This window comes from Maritimimonas sp. 2405UD52-3, assembly GCF_056591715.1.
The window spans coordinates 98,602-114,297 of sequence record NZ_JBWQOL010000005.1 but is presented as its reverse complement, the minus strand read 5'-3'; the positions used below and the strand labels follow the sequence as shown (position 1 = coordinate 114,297).

The following is a 15,696-nucleotide window of genomic DNA, read 5'->3' as shown; positions in this document are numbered from 1 at the left end:
ATAAGCTAATAACGCTTTGAAGATAATGAAATTGTTTAAGAATTATGTTCTAATAAAGCCATATAAAACCCATCAAAGCTTGATTTTGAAGCTAGTACTTTATGATCACTTACAAAACTAAATTCATTATTTGATTTCAAAAAGGTATCCACTTGGTTTTGATTTTCTGAAGGTAATACAGAACAGGTAGCATATACTAGCTTACCACCTGGTTTTACCATTTTAGAATATTGCTGCAGAATTTCTTGCTGTGTTTTACGAATATCATCTAGAAATTCAGGTTGTAATTTCCATTTTGAATCTGGGTTTCTTCTTAAAACACCTAAACCAGAACAAGGAGCATCAATTAACAATCTATCTGCTTTTCCGTATAGTTTTTTAATAGGCTTTGTAGAATCAATGATTCTTGTATCAATATTGTGAACTCCATTTCTACGAGCGCGTATTTTTAACTTCTTTAACTTACTTTCATAGATATCCATAGCAATGATTTGCCCTTTATTCTGCATTAAAGATGCTAAGTGTAATGTTTTACCACCTGCACCGGCGCAAACATCTACTACTTTCATACCTGGTTGTACATCAAGATAAGCCGCTACCAACTGCGAAGAGGCATCTTGAACTTCAAATAAGCCATCTTTAAATGCTTGCGTTTTAAAAACATTGGCTCGTTCAACTAATTTTAGAGCATCCGGGTGTTTTGGCAATTTTTCTGCAATGATATTCTCAGTTTCAAGTTGTTTTTGAAGATTTTCTCTGGTTGTTTTTAATGTATTGGTTCGTAAAATTACTTCTGCTTGTTTGTTAAGTGCCGCAATTTCTTCAGTCCATAAATCTTCGCCTAGTTCTTCAATTCCAACTTCATCTATCCAGTCAGGAATAGACTCTCTAAATTTTCTGATTTTTGATAATTCATCAAAACGTCCTTTAATTCTTCTGGCAGGAGTAGGCTCAATTTGGTTCCAATCGGGTAATGGAATCCCTTTTAATACGCACCATACCGAAAAGAGTCGCCATAAATTTGGTCTATCAAAAGGTTCTTTAACATCAGCTATTTCAGCATACAATCGTTTCCAGCGAACTATTTCATAAATGGTTTCGGCAACAAATTTGCGATCACGACTTCCCCAGCGCTTATCACGTTTTAATGCCTTTTCCACAGCTTTATCTGCATACACACCTTCGTTAAATATATCGCGTAAGCTATCAATTACGGCAAATACTAAATTCCTATGTAATCGCATGAACTATTAATTTGTAAATGAAAATAAGAGTGCGCAAAGTTAGCTATTTAAAACTTCTCAAATACACCTAAACCAAACAAAGCAAAATCATATTTTACAGGATCAACGGGGTTTGGTTTACGCAGATTAGCATCTAGTTCCGTCAACGCTTTAGCATCATTTTGCCTCAAAGTGTTGAGGTAACATCAAATGGTTTGGTAGATGCTCAAGATCCAACAATTAAGTACTATGTAATAAATGAAGAAGGTACAGCATAGGAATTGCAAAACGAAGTTGTGAGATATTTAAACACCGTTTATGAATCACCTAGAGATGTTTTGTTATAGCCGTCAAACTGATAACGTTTTAATTAAATTTCTCATCAGTTTCCTATCGAGGGTATTGTCTGTAGTATTACTAAAAAAGACACGATTGGATCTGCTTATATACTATCAAGTTCATAGCCTTGACGGGCGGACATCTGACCGTCCCAAGTTTTAGAGGGTTGTGCGTAATAACCTAGTAAAGTTTTCTCTTTATGACTCATTTTACTCAGACGTTCTTCACCAAACATAGATACAAAATCAAATTGAGGTTTAGCCCACCATGATCTATAAGTTAGTAGTAGTCCCCAAGCACTTTGATAGGGCTCTACAACATCAGTAGTAGCATGATATAGATGACTAAAGAATATTACAGCATCACCAGCTTTGAGATTGACAACTTTCTCATTAGAAAGATCTAAATTTTCTCTCAATTGGAACTCTTCAAGATGTGATCCAGGTAGAACTTTTAACCCCCCATTAAACTCATGTCTATCTTCAAGTGCAACGATACACTGCATAGACCAACCAATAGGTCCAGGTCTTTTTAATCTAACATCTACATGATAAGGAATTGCAGTTGAGCTTTGTCTCATATTACACTGAGCTATTGCGAAATTGGGTTCACTAGCTGGTATAATTCCATAGTAAGGATCATTCAGAAACTCTTGAACAATAGGAATATGTGACCCATTAGTAGCTAATTCTAAATAATCCTTAGAATGATAGTGTATATTATTAACCATTTTATCATGTTTAACAATGCTTTGATAGCCAACAGGTGCTCCAGAAGTATCGTCGCCAACGGTTTCAATAACTGAACCAAGTACTTCTTTTAAGTCTTTAATTTTTCTTTTATCTAAAAAATCATGTATAACAGTATATCCGTGGGTTTTAATATTTGAAACGTGATTCATAGCTTTTCTTTCGTTTAGTAATTTATGATTATAAATATAATCAAATCTTTAATATGAATTAATTCAATTTATTCCAATGAGAATAATTTTAATTGTTCTTTAATTTGTTGCGTGTACTTAAACAGATTTGAGCTTTTTTCTCTGGGCAATCATCATGGTATTCAAAACCTTTGTACTTATTAAGTTTTTGACCTTTCTTTAAAATGCTTTTTATATTCTCATCTTAAGTAATATGATAGAATTTCTGATATGATTTTATTAATACAGTTTTGTCCATAATGATATTAGAATTTTTCAAATACACCCAATCCAAATAAAGCAAAGTCATATTTCACTGGATCTTTAGGGTCTAGATTTCGCAGATTCGTATCTAGTTCTTGTAGAGCTTTGGCATCATTTTGAGTTCTGTTGAGCAAACCCAATTTGCGAGCAATAGTTCCTGAGTGAACATCTAATGGACATGATAATTGCGAGGATGATAAGGATTTCCAGATACCAAAATCTACACCAGTTTTATCATTTCTCACCATCCAACGTAAAAACATATTGATTCGTTTTGCTGCAGAACCTTTTGCTGGGCTTGAAACATGTTTTTGTGTTCGTTTCGGATGTTCTAATTCAAAAAAGACAGTTCTAAAATTACTAATGGCGTTTTGTAGTGAATCCTTTTGAGCATAAGCTTTAAAAATAGCTTCTAATCCGTTATGGCTTTTATAAATATTTTGAAGTGATTTAATAAAATATACGAGGTCAACTCCATTAAAAGTACGATGCACAAAACTCTCAAATAATTCTAAATGATGTTCTTTATGATTGATAATAAAATCGTATGGTGAATTTCCTAAAAGATCCATCATTCGTTGTGCATTTTTGATAATCATTTTTCTGTTTCCCCAAGCGATGGTTGAAGTTAAAAACCCTGAGATTTCTATATCTTCTTTTAGTGAAAATTGATGTGGAATTTGAATAGGGTCGGTTTCAATAAAACTTGGATGGTTATATTGAATAACTTTTGCGTCGAGAAATTCTTTGAGCTCTGCTGGGGTCATAGAAACCCAAAAATACTCTTTTCATAACGAGAATTATCATCATGAAAAGAGATTATTTTATCGTACAGAACTAGTGATTTCAATATCAGCATCAGCCCAAGCTTTATCAAATTCTTTTTTTACAGCATTCGCTTCCTCTGTTTTTCCTTGTAGCTCTAAGGCATTGTAAAGACCCATTAAAGACCATCCATTTTGCCTAAGTACTGCTAAATCTTCTTTGTAAACAACTTCTGCTTCTGCATATTTATTTGCTTTTAATAGAATGGCACCCAGATTTTGTCGTGTAGGTATATGCCATGCGGCGGGCTCAGTATAGGTAAGTGCATCTTCATATTCAACGGCTTTTTTAAGATGTTCTATGGCCTTTGTCAAATCGCCTTTTAAAGCTGCCAATTCACCGGCTACTACCTCATAGGCAATATTTGCTGCTCGAATAGAAGGATTATGAGCTGTAGCTATTAAATCCTCAAGACTTTTATCTTTCTTGAATTGTGCTATGGCATCTAATTCTTCCTGTGCCTCTTTAATGTTATTTTTTCTAATAAATGCAATGCCTCTGGCATAATGCCAAATAAGATTCAAGTGTTTAATGTCAGAATTAGGTTTAGGTACTGTTAAAATCTCATTCCATTTGCCAAATCTAGTATATGCTAACAAAGGTGTTGCTGCAAAATCTTGTAAAAATGTTAACTCTACTAATTCACCAGTCGGGACCTTTTCAGCCGTTTTTTTAGCCGCATCTATGGCAATCTCACTAGCACCTAACAAGCTGGCTGATGACCATAAGAAGTGAATATTATGAGGGTAATAAGCTAAAGGGTACATGCCTTGTGAGAAACATTGAGAAATATAATCTTCATCGGCTAAGACCGCCTGTTGGTTTACCTTAACGGCATCCTTATACCTGCCAATTCTGATATAGATATGAGATGCCATATGAACTATATGTCCGGCACCAGGCATTAACTCACCAATTCTATCAGCGCTATCTTCTGCTAAATCTGGATTTGGCAACTCTACCATATGTATATAATAATGATGTGCCCCTGCATTCTTAGGGTTATTATTAATTGCTTTCTCTAAGGCAGTTTTCGCTTTATCTATATGTGGTGAGGGATTTCCATCTTTATCCCAGTAATTCCAGGGGGTGGTGTTCATAACTGATGCAGCATATAAGGTTAGTATATCATCATCCTGAGGAAATTGTTCTGCTACTTTTGTCATGGCCTTCATATAACTCATGTTGAGTTCAGCAATATCTTTTGTAAGGTCATCACTATATCTTGATTGCAACGCTTCAATAAGTGCTTTTTCTTTAGCTGATGCATTTGCCAGTAAGCTCTTGGCTTTTTTTGCAGCTTCAAAAGCTTGTTTTTTACGCTCATCATCCGGTAACCAATCATTAATATTTGGACCAAGGGCATAAGCTTGCCCCCAATATGTCATAGGAGCGTTTGGATCTAATCGAGAAGCTTCCATAAATGAACGATGTGCTTCTGCATGATTAAATGCATAGGTTAGCCTTAAGCCTTGATCAAAAAAACGCTGCGCCATTTTATCTTTTGTATTAATGACCATACTGTGATTTCCAAGATTTTCAAAAAGTGGAGAAACTTGTTTGGTAGTATCAACTACTTCCAGAAGGAATGTTGTAGGAGTACATTTGATAAAGTTCATCCCTATTTTTGGTGCAGTATCTATTACATTGTTTTTTACTGAGTTGGAATTAAATACATAAACCAATAGCAGTAGTATTAAAGCTGTCAAAGTAGTGTACAATTTTGTTTTCATAGTAATTAGTTTTATTAGATATTATTTTCTTTTCTGAACATAAAGACAGAGCATAAGGTTCAAAGAGTCAATGAAGTAGGGTTGTGTAAAGATATATACTTTTAACACATTTTTTGCATAAAATTTAGTATATTAGAGTGCTTAACACTGATTTATCAACACTTAAACTCTATTATTATGAAAAAACCAATAATCTTTCTCGTCGCTATTTTGTTTGGTTTTACATCTCTAGCCCAAGAAAAGCTTTATTATGTTTTAGAATTCATGAAAGTGAATGAAGAAAATGAAGCAGCTTATTTAGAAACCGAATCATTTTGGGAAAAAATACATGAACAACGTATTAAAAATGGTGATATTGTTGAATGGGATCTTTGGAAATTAAAATCTAATGATGAAGACCTAAGTTACCAATATCTAACTATTAATGTCTATAATGATCCGGCTAAAATGTTAGGTGAGTGGGGAGATGTAGAAGCACTGGCCAAAAAAGCTTTTCCAAAAATGACAGATGAAGAAATAGACGCGAAGTTGAAAGCTACTCCTAAATCAAGAAATTTGGCTGTACGATATTATGTAGAACGAATTGATAAAACCGACGATGATTTTGGCCTACCAGTTGGTACAATTGCTACTTTAAGCATGATGAAGGTAGATCAGCCCAATTTCAGTAAGTATGAAAAGGCTGAAAGTGAAGTTTTTAAACCTATGCATCAGGCAGAAATTGATAATGATCAACGTGCAAGTTGGAATCTTAATCGATTTATTTCTCCTGTAGGTAGTGATACTTATGCATCACATATAACCATGAATATCTACAAGGATTTTAATCAGTTCTTTTCATCTTCAGATGATAACGATCCTGAATATACCACAGAACAACAGAAAGCTATTGATGATGGTATTGCACTTAGAAAAATGAAATATGTACATATGGCTACGTTAATAAAAAAAGTAAGGTAGGGGTAGAATTATTTGAATTAGTAAGCCCTCTTATTAGAGGGTTTTTTTATGTTAGCTACTCAAAATTACTATATTCGTTTGCCAAATTCTAAGTATTGCCAGTTGTTGATCTACATAAGTCTATAGAGTATTTAAAGGGTGTTGGTCCTTCAAGGGCAGATTTGTTACGAAAGGAGCTTGGAATAAGAAATTTGGCTGACTTAGCCATTTTTTTTCCAAACAGGTATATAGACAGAACACAGTTTTTAAAAATCAATCAGTTGCAGAAAAATGCCGCAGAGGTTCAGATTATAGGTAAAATTACTCATATAAAAACCGTGAAGCAAAAACGAGGCAGTCGTCTTGTTGCCACTTTTGTGGATGACACTGGTAGTATAGAACTTGTTTGGTTTCGTGGTGCAAAATGGATTAAGGACAATTTAAAAATTGATACTCCTTATGTAGCTTTTGGCAGAACCAATTGGTTTAACGGAGTGTTTAATATGCCTCATCCAGAATTAGATTTAATTCAGGATTATAAGAAAGGTCTACAATCGGCAATGCAACCCGTCTATCCTTCTACAGAAAATTTATCCAATAAAGGTGTTACGAATAGAGTAGTAGTAAAAATGATGCAAAACTTATTTGCTACTGTTGGAAATTACTTTCAAGAAACCTTATCTGAAGAAATTTTAAGCAAGCTTCAACTAATCTCCAAAAGTCAAGCACTTTTTAATATCCATTTTCCCAAAAATCAGGATTTACTAACAAAAGCCCAGCAACGCTTAAAGTTTGAAGAATTGTTTTTTATTCAGTTACAGTTGATACGGAAAAAACTAATTCATAAATCAAAGATCAAAGGATATGTTTTTGAGAGTGTGGGATCAAATTTTAATCAATTTTACAATGACTATTTACCATTTACATTGACCAATGCCCAGAAACGAGTAATTAAAGAGATTAGAAAAGATTTGAGATCTGGTGCCCAAATGAATCGTTTGTTACAGGGGGATGTTGGCTCTGGTAAAACTATAGTTGCTTTATTATGTATGTTACTGACCATTGATAATAGGTTTCAAACAGCTTTAATGGTGCCCACAGAGATTCTGGCAACTCAGCATTTTAATAGTTTGAAAGAACTACTTCAAGGCATGGATATACATATTGCTTTGTTAACGGGCTCTACCAAGACTAGTGAACGTAAAATTATTCATGAGCAATTAGAAAATGGTGAGCTCCATATTTTAGTTGGTACTCATGCCTTATTAGAAGATAAAGTCCAGTTTAAAAATTTAGGCTTGGCTATTATTGATGAACAACATCGATTTGGTGTAGCACAGCGAGCAAAAATGTGGTTAAAAAATGAACTTCCTCCTCATGTACTTGTAATGACAGCTACGCCAATCCCAAGGACATTGGCAATGAGTGTGTATGGCGATTTAGATATATCAATTATTGATGAGCTACCCCCTGGAAGAAAAGAGATTAAAACTGCACATCGCTATGATAGCAACCGTTTAAGCGTTTTTCAATTTTTAAAGGAGGAGATTGCTAAAGAAAGGCAAGTGTATGTAGTATACCCTTTGATTCAAGAATCTCAAAAACTTGATTTTAAAGATTTGATGGATGGGTATGAAAGTATTACTAGAGAATTTCCAAGACCCCAATACCAAGTAAGTATTGTACACGGTAAAATGAAAGCTGCTGATAAAGAATTTGAAATGCAGCGATTTTTGACTGGAGAAACACAAATTATGGTAGCTACAACAGTCATTGAAGTGGGAGTTAATATTCCGAATGCTTCTGTTATGGTTATTGAAAGTGCAGAACGTTTTGGTTTATCACAATTACATCAATTAAGAGGTAGAGTAGGGCGCGGAGCAGAGCAAAGCTATTGTATTTTAATGACAAGTTTTAAGCTCACGAGTGATGCTAAAATCCGTATAGAAACCATGGTGAAGACAAATGATGGATTTGAAATTGCAGAAGCTGATTTGAAATTGAGGGGCCCAGGTGATTTGATGGGTACGCAGCAGAGTGGCGTATTGAATTTGAGAATTGCTGATGTAGTAAAAGATTCACATATTTTATATAAAGCTAGACAAGTTGCCATTAACATATTAAAAGAAGATCCTAATCTAAGTCAACCTGAAAATAAAAATATTGCACTAGCGTACCGAGAAATTACTAAAAAAAGAGCTATTTGGGCAAATATTAGTTAAAAAAGCTGAGCAAGTATACTCAGCTTATATATTCACTCCTTTAACTCCTCAAGGAATGCTTTTACTATTTTCCAAGTTTCAATTACTGGTTTATTAACCCTGTCTTGTACCAACATAGAAGAGCCATGTACTCCATTTTGAGCAATATAAACATGATGTCCTAGTTGCTTGGCTAATTTAATTTGCTTTTTTGCTTTTTCTGATTGTGCTTCGCTAGGAGGTTTCAAAATTAAAAGTGGTACATCCTTTAAAGCACTAAAAAATTGTTCTGGTTGGCAATCTTTCATTGGTTTTCCAGAAGCTGGTGAAAAAGCAAGTACTCCATTTATTTTATCACTATGGTTAAGAGCAAGTTTGATAGACAATGTTGCACTATAACTACTTCCCCATAATATTTTATCACCAATAAAACCGTTATCATTAACAAATTCTAAAGCTGCTTCAAGATCAGGATAAGCATCACAGTAAGTATACCCATTAAAAGAAAAATCTTTATAAGAAATATTACTTACGGTTCTATTATAGTCTCCATATAACTGACCTCCTAAACGTTGATCTACACTCAATACATTATATCCTAGTGATACCAATTCAGGAATTATAGATGAATATTCACCTCTTGCATTGGCACCCCCTTGATGAAATAGTAAAATAATACTTGACGACTTATCATACTCAAATAAGTCGCCAAATATTTTTATACTGTCTTTTGTGTAAAAATGAACGGTCTTAGACCGTTCATCATCAGAAGATAAATTGGAATTTACCTTCTTTTTATCACAGTTGACAAGAATAGCAATAAGAAATAATGAAAACAGAAATTTTTTCATCACTCAATTATTGCAGCGCTTCACCTTTTTTCAACCTGTCTATATTTGCCTGTACTCTGTCTTTATTTACTTGGGCTGGTGCTAGTGCTAAGGCTTTGTTTAAATATTTAAGTGCAGATTTCTTATCACCTTTAGCATCATAACCTCTTGCCAAGCCATAATTTACAGGCCATGTATTTTTGTGGTTTGCTGCATTCCACTTAAATACTTCTATAGCCTTATCCTTTAGACCTAGAGCAATTAACTGACGCCCATAACCATGTACTTGAAACACAGTACCATCTTTTAATGAATCATCCATCAATTTAAGTCCTTCAGCCTGTTTGCCCATTTTATTTAAAATACCAGCCTTAATCTGTGCATTTGCAAAGGTTTTTTGACTAAAAAACTGTCCTTGTCTTGCAGCATCTATCCATTGTAATGCTTCATTCAGATCACCTCCATTGTTCATAGCAAAATTCGCGGCCTGCTCCCAATTAGATCTTGTAAACCCTGCTTGTCCTTGCATTTTTTTACGAATATCAGTCAAGACAACATCAGTAACATCAACCTCAATTTTAAAAGGAATTTCCTTCTTTTCCCATATTAGCGCAGCAGTAGCACTATTTGGTTGTACGTCAACAAATTCAAAAGTTAGAAACTCACGATGTGGAACTTCCTTTGTTTTAACAGTTACTTTAGCAACATCTTCTGCAGGATCATAGAAATAACTTCCCCAGGCAGAATGGTTTTTTGAAAGAATAATATCTGCATTTCCATCTTCATGTAAGACCATGTGTAATCCATATTTACCCGCTTTAACTGGAGTACCTTCTAAAGTTACATCATTCGTAAATTTAATAATAGTATTTTCATTTGCACCAGCACGCCATGGTGATTCTTTGGCTGTTCCAAAGCCTAAGTTATTCATCCCGTAAGGAACTAGCTTACCCCAAATTTCTCGATCATTTACACGGGGCCTGGAATAGCTAATATAAATATCGGTGATTCCCACCTGTTGTTTTACGGAGGCCTTCTGACTTCCCCTAGGTGTATTTAATTGGGCTTCCAGTGGTGAACTGACCAACATAAGAGCGGCAATAAAGAAAAGACATAACAAGTTTTTTGTACTAAACTGTTTCATAATAGTTTGGTTTACATTAATAATTAATTAGAAATACAATTTTGGAATGAAGCTTGGTTTTTGAAAGTTTTGATGAAGTTACCTATTAGAACTTCCTATACGAGTTATAGCTTTGTTAAAGTTTTATTGAAAATGTTAAAGGTCTTATAGTTTTTAGTTTATGTTTTCTTTATTTTTACCCTTCATTAATATTTTAACAATGATCTTTATTGTAGATAGTGGTTCTACCAAATGTGATTGGATAGCTGTTGATAAAAATGGTATTCAATTGTTTGAAAAAGTACGTACCAAGGGTCTAAATCCTGCTATTTTAAGTCCGGATGAACTCTTAGGGAGGATTCAAGAAAATTCTGTGCTCACAATGCATAAAGATGAAGTTTCTGAACTTTATTTTTATGGTGCAGGCTGTGGTACTCCTGGTCCTAAGATGGCTTTAGAACAATTGTTGAAAACGTATTTTACAAATGCTAAAGTTGATGTTCAAGAGGATACATTAGCTGCTGTATATGCTACTGTAGATAATAATGAGCCAGCTATTGTTTGTATTATGGGTACTGGTTCTAATTGCACTTATTTTGACGGAAAAGTAGCACATCAGGAAGTAGAATCTCTTGGCTATATTATTATGGATCATGCCAGTGGCAATTATTTTGGAAAACAGCTGATTAGAGACTATTACTTCAACCATATGCCTGGAACATTAAAGGTTTCGTTTAATGAAAAGTACAACCTTGACCCTGATTTTATTAAGTACAATCTTTACAAACAAGCAAACCCTAATGCTTACTTGGCTTCCTTTGCAGAGTTTATGTTTTTAAACAAAGAGAGTGAGTATATTAAAGATATGATCAAACTTGGCTTTAAGCGTTTTACGCGAAATATGATTTATCAGTTTAAAGATAAGCTAGCCAATGTTCCGGTACATTTTGCTGGCTCAATTGCTTATTTATCGCAAGACGAAATCAAAGAGGTAGCTGATGAAATGGGTTTTACCGCTGGTAATTTTGTTAAGCGACCAATAGATGGCCTAGTAAAATATCACACCCAAAAACTATAAATTACCCAATGATGTCAAGCTATTTTTATGGATAAAATAGCAATTTTGTATCAGGCTAAGTTACCTCCAATAAAAGATGGTATTCAAAAACCTATGAAACCTGGTGGGTACTCGGATAGTGGTGCCGATATAGCTTATGCTCTTTCCAAAAGAGGATTACCCGTTATAACTCCCGTTTTAAAACCACAATTAACTAATGATTATGATTGGGTTTTTCCGGATACAGCTGATGGTATAAAAGTGGCACAAAATAAAGGAGCTAAGATTTTCTGGTTGAACACCGTTCTATATAAAGATCACGCAATAGAAGCGCTTTTTGACACTAAACTCCAATTCATTGGCCAATTACCAAGTAAAGTAGATGTTTTTGATGATAAATTATTTACCAATCAACTGCTAAAAAGAAAAGGTCTGCCTATACCGCAATATCATGTAGTTAAGGCAAACGAAAAAGTTATTCCAGAGATTTATTTTCCATTGGTGGTAAAACCCATAAGAGGCAGAGGTAGCCAAGGAGTATTTTTGGTAAATAATATGTATGAACTAAATGAAAAACTTAATAGAGTTTTTAAAGATGGTATATACGGAAATTCAGTTTACATTGAACAATATTTGTCAGGACAAGAAATAACTATTACTATAATGCCTCCAGGAGATTATAATGTTCAAGGAAAGCTTATTGAAAAACAAAATTACTGGTGTCTTCCTGCTGTAAAACGGTTTAATCATAGAAATGGAATTGCACCATATAATGGAGTAACTGCTATTATTAATAATAGTGAGTTTTTAAATGATAATGAATTAATTTCAGATGAAATAAAAACGATATATAGACATTGTGAAATGGCAGCTTCGTTAGTAGAAGCTAGAGCACCAATTCGCATTGATTGCAGGGCTGATGAAAAGGGCAAATACTATTTGTTTGATCTTAATATGAAACCCAATATGACTGGTGCTTCAAGACCTCATAGAAATGACCAGGATAGTCTTTCAGTACTAGCAGCTCGTAAAATTGGATGGAGCTACGAAGATTTATTGCTAAGTATGATACAACGAAGGTGGAGTTTTAATTAAATCACACCTTATTAAAGTTTAATTTATTACTTAATGGCAATCATAGAAATTTCTACATTAACATTTTTAGGTAAACACGCAACTTGAACTGTTTCTCTAGCAGGAGCAGTTTCATTATTAAAATAGGAGCCATATACTTCGTTAATGTTAGAAAAATCATTCATGTCTGCTATGAAAATGGAAGTTTTTACTACATTTTCAAAGGTCATACCTGCCTCTTGTAATACGGCTTTCATGTTTTCCATTACCCTTTTGGTCTCTGCTTTAATATCATCTAATATCAATTCTCCTGTTTCAGGGTTTAAAGCAATTTGCCCCGATGTATATAAAGTATTTCCTGTTAAAACTGCTTGATTGTAAGGCCCAATAGGTGCTGGAGCCTTAGTTGTTGTGATAATTTTTTTCATGATTTTATATTTAGAATAATCGTTGGTCTGGTCTTCTACGTTGATCATATTTTAGATCACTTAAAACAGAAGATTTAACACCTATAAAGAAAAAATATGTTTGACTGAAACCAATAGGTACCCAATTAAAGCTCATACGCCAACTATCTAGATCACGCTCAAAATTCAAACTTAAGTTTGAGATACCTTTACCTACAAAATCATATCCTGAAGAAAAGCCCACATTCCATTTAGGCGATAATTCTACACTGCCTGAAAACTGCAATGAATTGGTAGAGATGTCATTTTGCCTTCTACTGTTAGAATAACCAAAAGTATGTCTAAAGCTTATGTTCCAAGGAATTGTAGATTTATATAGTGTTTCCGTTTTTTCTTCATCGGCATCTTTTCTTGCTCCAAATCTAGAATTTCTTGTAGTGAGGTCGCCACCCAGAAGATCATTGGAATTTGGATCTTTTGCAGGTGGAGCACCCTTCTGTCCATCCCCTTTTTTCTTACCAAAATCATCACTTGAAACAGAATAGTTAGTGGAAATACTTGCTCTAGTCAACCTAAACAAACTCCCCCCATTATTTATGTTAAAAGTATTGATTCGGTTACCATTTGCATTTAAAGCATAAGGATCTAAGCTGGCACTTATGTTAACTCCTAATCTATTGTCAAAGAAGTTCGTACTTGCAGTCATACTAACGGGGCTCCATTTCAAAGAATCTGCAGCCATGTTATAACTAGTGGAAAAATTAAAGGTATTTAATAAGGTTATTTTTTTGGCTTCTGTAACTGTAGAATCTTTGGGCATTACTTTGGCTTCTAAGGTATTATTAAGAGATATGCCAATTGCACTTGATAATCCTCGTGAAGGTTGTCCAAAGAGACCTCCCTCAAAACGAGAATATTCTAAAATATCATCAGGGTCATCACTACGCAGTACTTCATCATAAAAGTTACTAAAATCGGGTCTGTAATTAAAAGAAATTGACGGGCGCATAACGTGGCGAATGGCTTGAAGACGTCCTTTTTTAAAAGTATACATACCGTAAATATTGGTAGATGCAGATATACTTCCTGAATATTCTCTAAAGGCATCAAAACCATTAATAGTATCTGTTACTACATGATTGCCCTCTTCAAGTGTTGGATCAAATGTTCTATCTATAGTCTTTAGGTACCAAACTTCATTATAATTAGCCGAAGGAGATAACGTAACATAGTTTAAAACTTTTAGATTAGTGCTTGCAGAGACTGTCTGACGAATTCCATTTCTAGCATCATCAAACATTCCTGATTGAAAGAATTCGTCATCAGTAGTATTGATTTGGTTTTGTAAATCCATATTATAAGTAAGACCAATATTTTGAATAGCATTCTTTTTGGAACCGGTGCTTGGTGCGAATGGATAAATACGATCCATACTTAACTGGATAGATGGCAAAGTCATTGATATTTGCTCAGTATTTGTATTCTGAGTATGCGTTAATGAAGCATTCAAATTGAATGGAGTACCTACAAATTTTTTATAATAGGAAATGGATGAGTTAAATGTATTATTGAAGTTTTGAGAAACATTGATTTCATTCAATGACTGCCTAAAATACTGACTACTACCAAGATTTACAGATGCTGAGAATCTAGAGTTAGGATTTGACTTAGTATCTTGGCTATGATTCCATCGTAAGTAGAAATTATTGGTTTTGCTAAAATCATCAAAACCGCGTTGACCTGTAATTAAATTTTCAAAGCGCAGGTTAAAGCCACCACTGAATTTATAACGCCAAGCATAACTAGATTCAAATCGCAAAGCCCAGCTACCATTTGTATAGACATCTCCTAAAACGGCAAGATCAACATAGTCATTAATTGCAAAATAATATCCTCCATTTTGCAAAAAAAATCCTTGCTGACTATTTTCACCCCAGGTTGGTAAAATAAGACCAGATTCTGACCGCTCCTTACTCAATGGGGCGTAAAAGAAAGGTAAAATGGCAGGAGTTGGTACTTCCGCTAAATATAATTGAGAAAGACCACCTACTACTTTCTTACCTGGCACTACTTTGATATTGTTGGTTGCAATGTGATAATCAGGTTTTTCTTTATCTGAAGTTGTAAAAATAGCTCTATTGATATATAAGGTAGAGTCATTTTCTCTTTTGGTGATTTCACCTCTTATAATTACACCTGTTTGCTCTGTCTTTGTATTGTAAATTATTGCCTTTTCATTTTTGAAGTTATAGATTAGTGAATCTTGTTCAGATTCCTGACCACCTTGCTTAAAAATGGGTTTTTGTGCATAAGCGCCGGCAGTGTCTATAATTCCTTTAGCATAGGCCAAGTTTTTTTCATAGTCAATAATAATGATACCAGCTTTAAGCTCTATGTCTTGATAATATAATTCGGCTTTATTATATAAGGTAGCTGTTTTATTAACGAAATCATTAGAAATATAGTCCTCTGCTTTTTTCTTGATGATGTCTTCAAGAAAATCTTTAGGTTTTTGAACGCTGTCAACCTTAGAGGAGTCTTGGGTAATTAAATTTTTATCAAGCTTTAAGGAGTCTAATTGCTTTGTTTCTAAGGAATCTTTTTTGTTAATGTCCTGTGAATAAATTGCCTGAACCGAAATACTAAAATATAGTAAAACTAAAAGTATGTACCTTAAATTTGTGTGCAATGCTATATATAGTATTTTTGTGTTTGCTAAAAACGGCTCGGTTTTTGAATTTACAAACTTACATATATTTTTT

General features: G+C 34.0%; 12 protein-coding genes and 1 pseudogene. 4 read left to right on the top strand and 9 right to left on the bottom strand.

Annotated features, from left to right (window positions below; genetic code table 11):
• Positions 1 to 35: 35 nt before the first annotated feature.
• The 5 genes and pseudogenes from AC1EU5_RS12440 to AC1EU5_RS12420 form a co-directional block, all read right to left on the bottom strand.
• Positions 36 to 1,244: an RsmB/NOP family class I SAM-dependent RNA methyltransferase gene (locus AC1EU5_RS12440; protein ID WP_480192723.1), complete on the bottom strand. Its 1,209-nt coding sequence runs from the start codon at positions 1,242 to 1,244 to the stop codon at positions 36 to 38.
• A gap of 47 nt (positions 1,245 to 1,291) precedes the next feature.
• Positions 1,292 to 1,411 (bottom strand): annotated as a pseudogene (locus tag AC1EU5_RS12435) (DUF2400 family protein); the annotation flags it as partial.
• Between the two features lie 254 nt (positions 1,412 to 1,665).
• A complete protein-coding gene (locus AC1EU5_RS12430) occupies positions 1,666 to 2,463 on the bottom strand; it encodes a phytanoyl-CoA dioxygenase family protein (RefSeq protein WP_480192722.1) in 798 nt (265 codons plus the stop codon).
• A gap of 284 nt (positions 2,464 to 2,747) precedes the next feature.
• Positions 2,748 to 3,512 (bottom strand): TIGR02757 family protein, encoded by a 765-nt coding sequence (locus AC1EU5_RS12425; protein ID WP_480192721.1) that lies wholly within the window; start codon positions 3,510 to 3,512, stop codon positions 2,748 to 2,750.
• A gap of 57 nt (positions 3,513 to 3,569) precedes the next feature.
• Positions 3,570 to 5,303, bottom strand: a complete 1,734-nt coding sequence (locus AC1EU5_RS12420) for a tetratricopeptide repeat protein (protein WP_480192720.1) — start codon at positions 5,301 to 5,303, stop codon at positions 3,570 to 3,572.
• 177 nt (positions 5,304 to 5,480) lie between these two features.
• On the opposite strand from AC1EU5_RS12420, the gene AC1EU5_RS12415 reads away from it, so the two are divergent.
• Together AC1EU5_RS12415 and recG are read left to right on the top strand one after the other, a co-directional pair.
• A complete protein-coding gene (locus AC1EU5_RS12415; protein ID WP_480192719.1) occupies positions 5,481 to 6,263 on the top strand; it encodes a hypothetical protein in 783 nt (260 codons plus the stop codon).
• Positions 6,264 to 6,358: 95 nt separating this feature from the next.
• Positions 6,359 to 8,464, top strand: coding sequence for an ATP-dependent DNA helicase RecG (recG, locus tag AC1EU5_RS12410; RefSeq protein WP_480192718.1), 2,106 nt, complete (start codon positions 6,359 to 6,361; stop codon positions 8,462 to 8,464).
• Positions 8,465 to 8,496: 32 nt separating this feature from the next.
• Here recG and AC1EU5_RS12405 read toward each other — a convergent pair whose 3' ends face one another.
• Together AC1EU5_RS12405 and AC1EU5_RS12400 are read right to left on the bottom strand one after the other, a co-directional pair.
• Positions 8,497 to 9,294: an alpha/beta hydrolase family protein gene (locus AC1EU5_RS12405; RefSeq protein WP_480192717.1), complete on the bottom strand. Its 798-nt coding sequence runs from the start codon at positions 9,292 to 9,294 to the stop codon at positions 8,497 to 8,499.
• Between the two features lie 7 nt (positions 9,295 to 9,301).
• Positions 9,302 to 10,417, bottom strand: coding sequence for a DUF2911 domain-containing protein (locus AC1EU5_RS12400; RefSeq protein WP_480192716.1), 1,116 nt, complete (start codon positions 10,415 to 10,417; stop codon positions 9,302 to 9,304).
• 199 nt (positions 10,418 to 10,616) lie between these two features.
• Here AC1EU5_RS12400 and AC1EU5_RS12395 point away from each other — a divergent pair, with 199 nt between their 5' ends.
• Positions 10,617 to 11,474, top strand: coding sequence for an N-acetylglucosamine kinase (locus AC1EU5_RS12395; RefSeq protein ID WP_480192715.1), 858 nt, complete (start codon positions 10,617 to 10,619; stop codon positions 11,472 to 11,474).
• A gap of 27 nt (positions 11,475 to 11,501) precedes the next feature.
• Positions 11,502 to 12,548: an ATP-grasp domain-containing protein gene (locus tag AC1EU5_RS12390; RefSeq protein ID WP_480192714.1), complete on the top strand. Its 1,047-nt coding sequence runs from the start codon at positions 11,502 to 11,504 to the stop codon at positions 12,546 to 12,548.
• 26 nt (positions 12,549 to 12,574) lie between these two features.
• Here the strand turns inward: AC1EU5_RS12390 and AC1EU5_RS12385 are convergent, their stop codons facing one another.
• The gene (locus AC1EU5_RS12385) at positions 12,575 to 12,955 is read right to left on the bottom strand and encodes a RidA family protein (protein ID WP_480192713.1); all 381 of its coding nucleotides are present in this window, start codon (positions 12,953 to 12,955) and stop codon (positions 12,575 to 12,577) included.
• Positions 12,956 to 12,965: 10 nt separating this feature from the next.
• A complete protein-coding gene (locus AC1EU5_RS12380) occupies positions 12,966 to 15,623 on the bottom strand; it encodes a putative LPS assembly protein LptD (protein WP_480192712.1) in 2,658 nt (885 codons plus the stop codon).
• Positions 15,624 to 15,696: the final 73 nt, after the last annotated feature.